This is a genomic window from Bacillus sp. GMs2/2, from assembly GCF_050172095.1.
GTDB classification, from domain to species: Bacteria; Bacillota; Bacilli; order Bacillales; family Bacillaceae_G; genus Bacillus_A; species Bacillus_A cereus.
In genome coordinates this window covers 1-4098 of the sequence record NZ_JBNLYE010000344.1, presented here as the reverse complement: position 1 = coordinate 4098, position 4098 = coordinate 1, and the positions used below count along the sequence as shown (strand labels likewise).

Here is a 4098-nt window from a genome sequence, read left to right as displayed (position 1 = left end):
ACAATTTTTCTCTTCTTCTAAAATAGTAGCAAGTTCACAGCTCGTTGCTTCAGGAAACATTTCCTCAATTAATGTAAGTACCTTTTGGGCAATTCCTTTTCCTTGATAACTCGGATGAATAAACATTGGACTGATCCAAAATTTAGAGGGTGTTTCTTTTTGTGAAATGCATATCGCTCCAACAAGATTCATTGCCACTATTATTTTATAGAAGCCACCGTCTACATGATTTATTCTACAAATAGTTTTTTCGATAGTTTCATTTGCTGGATTAGTTTCATAGTCTTTATATTTATGTAATAAAGGGCTAAATGAGTCTATTTGCATTTGAAATATAACTTCTGCATCACTTTCTGTCGCCTTCTCTAATATAATATCCATGTTACCAATTAAGTCGCTTTCTTAACGAGGTAATATGAGCGGTATGATGACGACCATGCCATGCGTATAGTCCTATTGCAACAGCAAGTTTTGTTTCACCAGTTTCAGGATGGTTAAATGTCTTTTCTAAATCTTCAATTTCTAGAGAATATAAAAGGTTAACCCATCTTTTATGTAATGAATCTAGCATTACTAGTGAAACATCTACCGATAATTTTGAATCGGGTAACTCTGCCCACTTCTCTTCTTTATACGGCTTAATAGTTGGATTCTTTTCTGTCAGTGCTAATTTAAAGCGTATGTAGCTATTCATATGGCTATCAACAACGTGATGAACTACTTGACGTACAGTCCACCCTCCAACGCGATATGGTGTATCTAACTGCTTCTGATCTAAATCTTTAATTGCCTTTGTTAGTTCATGAGGTAAATCTTCAATTTCTTGAATCCATGTATCAATCATTTCTTCAGTTATAGGACGTTTGTATGTAAATTGGCCAATTGGATAACGTAAATCATTCATGAATAAGTCCTCCTTATTATAAGCGTGAAGTATTTCTCCAAATATAATGTACAAACTTCACATGTTCTCCATTTAATTCTACAGAAGTTGTATCTGATTCGTTTTGATAAGAAGAAAATCCGCTTTTTTCTAGTACAATTTGTGATGCGAGATTATTAGTCGTTGTTTTAGCATGAACTTCAGTAATTTCATTATTTTTCGCTACGTCTAAAATTAATTTTACGGCTGCTGTTGCAACTCCTTTTTTAGTAAATTTTTCTCCGACCCGATACCCTAGCGAACTAATTCGAGTTTCTGTATCTATATCTACTAAATTTATTCGTCCTACAATTTCTTTTTCTTCATTACGAATTAAATAAAAATAAGAATCTCCATCCGCCTGTTCTATTAATAAATCGTCTAGTAGTTTTTGGAAATATTCAAATTCAAAATATTTCGAGCCGCGATTTGGTACCATTGTTTCAAAAAAAGATTTATTCGTAAGTTCAAACGTAAATAAATCCTTAGCATCTTGTTTCTTTAGTTGCTCTATGTATATTTCCATCCCGTATTCTCCTTCTTGATTTACTAACTGTTATACATTCTTTTTTAATCAATTATATTCCTGCTATTTCTTTCGATTAAGCAATACAGATAGTAGCACTTTCGGATGAAAAAGATGAAATGGACTACGAATCAAATTCATCACTCGTACTAACCGAATATAAACATCAGAATTACTTGCGGATAGTCGATATATTTGTTTCGTATACCATAGCTGAAATTTTTGTTTTGTAGTTAATTCTCTCTTTAACTGCGGGTGACGTGATATTTCCGTTGTTGTCATATCCCATGGGGTTTCTATTATATTAGCTGCCTTTTTATAAAATTGTTGTGTAAATGTTTTATCAAGTTGTTTTCTACCTTGCAGAAGTAATTGCAATTGGTGAGCCTCCATAGCAGCAACTGATACACCTTGGCCGAAAACGGGATCAAAACGACATTGCGCATCTCCAACAACTAATAATCCTTCTGGTACATTATTCACTAAATCAAATCGCCGGCGTACTTGATAAGGAATTTTGAATGTCTTTATATCAGTAATTCCCTCAGCCTTGTTTAGGAAATCTGTAACATTAGAAATTGATAGGTTTTCAGCAAAATCATAAAACTCATCATCTGTTTGTGGTGCTTTCTCGTTTGCGTATCCACTGAAAGTAACAAAATAACGATTATCTTCTATCGTTTGAATAAGAACGCCATAAGGGTTATCAGGGAAACTCGGAGACATTAACATATTACAACAGTCTAACTCCTCATTTTCTTTAAGTTTGAACATTTTCGTTGCGTAAAATAAATCAATACGAACTTTCTCTTCTTGTACTTCAATTCCGTATTCTCGTAACCACTCTATACTTTTTGAGCCAAATCCACTCGCATCAACAACAAGATCCGCATGAACTTCTTCTTGTGTGTTTGTCTCTAAATATTTAACTTTTACTCCACACACCTTGTTAAGCTTTGCATCTACCAATAACCCTTTAACCAATGTTTCATATTTAATAGTAATATTTGAAATTTGATGTATTCGTTTTTGAATATGCCATTCTAGCAAAGGACGACTTTGTTGAATCATATGTACTTCCCCTATGAACGGTTGTTTCCATAGACCGAATTGATGCCATTTCAAATCACGCGTAAAGTTGTTTATAATACTACCCGCTTCTATTAATTCGTTCGTAATATTAGGAAACAATTCTTCAATTGCGTTTTCTCCACCTTTTAATAACACGTGAGGATGATTACTTTGTGGAACTCTTTTTCTCGAAGACTTTCCATCCCATCTTTCACCAGCTTCTATAATGATTACTTCTTTAAAAGAAGTTGATAATGCTTTTGCTGCAAACTTTCCTGCCATACTTCCACCAATAACGATAGCCTTATTAAACATATTTTCCCCCTTAATAAAAAGAGATCCTGCCTTGTATGAATGAAACAGGATCTTAAACTAATTAACTTCTTTATCATTATACTTAAAATACATCAGTAAATTGCAACATTAAAATTAAAATACCTAATCCCCATACGTAATACGCGAATACTTTTAAGGAGTGACGTTTTAAATATTGAATCATCCATGAAACGGCTATGTATCCAAAAAACGCTGCTGATAACGTTCCGACAATTAAAGATGTGCTAGAAATAGATTCTGCTTTCCCTTGAAAAACGTCTACAAATTGCAAAATGATAGCTCCAACGATGGCTGGTGTCGATAGTAAAAAAGAAAAGTAAGCAGCAGTTTCACGGTCTAATTTTCTCCATAATGCAGCGACAATTGTCATTCCAGAACGGGAAATGGCTGGAAAAATAGCAGCAGCTTGAAATGAACCGATAATTAATGCGTCTTTATATGTTATGTGATCCATTTTTTTACGACCATTCTTTTGTTTATCTGCCATGTAGAGAAAGAATCCGGTCACTAAAAACTCCCAACCGATCGTGATTCCTGTTTTTGAAATATCTTCAAAGAAGTCTTTAAACAATAAACCAATTACAACTGCGGGTATTGTCCCAACGATAAGTAATAACATGAGCTTTGAAAATGGGTTTTTAATTAAATATATAAATTCTTTTTTGTAATAAATAAAAACCGCAAGTAAAGTCCCAATATGCAGCATCGTATCTAAAAATAAGCCAGCCTCATCTAATCGGAACAAATGCCTTCCTAAATAAAGATGTCCGGTACTACTGATTGGTAAAAATTCTGTTAAACCTTGAATTATACCTAGTATGAAAGCTTCTAACCAATTCATGATGGTCTCCTTTCTCTTTTGCTTGTACCAATATATGAGGGTTAAATTTTCGATATGAAAAAAACTATATTTCTCTATGAATTTACTTTTTATTTATGGATATATATGTAAAGAGGGTTAAGGAGGGTTATTATGTGGAAGCACACAAAATTCGGTAATGTATTACTTTGGGTGGGCCCTATCTTTGTATTTTTAGGACTATGTATGACAAATGTTATTTCAGATATTCCTTTCTTTGAGGGAAAACAGAAAACGGTTGGTATTGTACTTATATTTATAGGTGTAATCTGTTTTGTTGCTGCTAATCATTTGAAAAAAGGAGAAAGATATGAAGAATAAATCTAAATAAAAAACAATCCTTGCATATTAGCTAGGATTGTTTTTTATTAATGTTGATTATTT

General features: G+C 33.1%; 6 protein-coding genes. 1 reads left to right on the top strand and 5 read right to left on the bottom strand.

The genetic code is table 11. From position 1 onward, the window contains the following. From ACQGS6_RS23900 to ACQGS6_RS23880, 5 genes are all read right to left on the bottom strand, one after another. Positions 1–381 (bottom strand): GNAT family N-acetyltransferase (locus ACQGS6_RS23900; RefSeq protein WP_426965709.1); only part of this gene is annotated, 381 nt, incomplete at its 3' end. Between the two features lies 1 nt (position 382). Next, positions 383–904: a YfiT family bacillithiol transferase gene (locus ACQGS6_RS23895; protein WP_426965708.1), complete on the bottom strand. Its 522-nt coding sequence runs from the start codon at positions 902–904 to the stop codon at positions 383–385. A 16-nt stretch (positions 905–920) separates the two neighbouring features. After that, a complete protein-coding gene (locus ACQGS6_RS23890) occupies positions 921–1448 on the bottom strand; it encodes a GNAT family N-acetyltransferase (RefSeq protein WP_061667895.1) in 528 nt (175 codons plus the stop codon). Between the two features lie 63 nt (positions 1449–1511). Then, the gene (locus ACQGS6_RS23885; protein ID WP_074625217.1) at positions 1512–2834 is read right to left on the bottom strand and encodes an FAD-dependent oxidoreductase; all 1323 of its coding nucleotides are present in this window, start codon (positions 2832–2834) and stop codon (positions 1512–1514) included. A gap of 82 nt (positions 2835–2916) precedes the next feature. Further along, entirely contained in the window at positions 2917–3696 is a 780-nt protein-coding gene (locus tag ACQGS6_RS23880) for an undecaprenyl-diphosphate phosphatase (protein ID WP_001104300.1), read from the bottom strand. 132 nt (positions 3697–3828) lie between these two features. Between ACQGS6_RS23880 and ACQGS6_RS23875 the strand changes: the two genes are divergently transcribed. Further along, positions 3829–4035 (top strand): hypothetical protein, encoded by a 207-nt coding sequence (locus ACQGS6_RS23875; RefSeq protein ID WP_000265471.1) that lies wholly within the window; start codon positions 3829–3831, stop codon positions 4033–4035. The last annotated feature ends 63 nt before the right edge of the window (positions 4036–4098 follow it).

Bases quoted from the DNA above. Each gene is read 5' to 3' on its own strand.
- ACQGS6_RS23875 (WP_000265471.1), top strand. From the start codon at position 3,829: ATGTGGAAGCACACAAAATTCGGTAATGTATTACTTTGGGTGGGCCCT.
- ACQGS6_RS23880 (WP_001104300.1), bottom strand. From the start codon at position 3,696: ATGAATTGGTTAGAAGCTTTCATACTAGGTATAATTCAAGGTTTAACA.
- ACQGS6_RS23890 (WP_061667895.1), bottom strand. From the start codon at position 1,448: ATGGAAATATACATAGAGCAACTAAAGAAACAAGATGCTAAGGATTTA.
- ACQGS6_RS23895 (WP_426965708.1), bottom strand. From the start codon at position 904: ATGAATGATTTACGTTATCCAATTGGCCAATTTACATACAAACGTCCT.
- ACQGS6_RS23885 (WP_074625217.1), bottom strand. From the start codon at position 2,834: ATGTTTAATAAGGCTATCGTTATTGGTGGAAGTATGGCAGGAAAGTTT.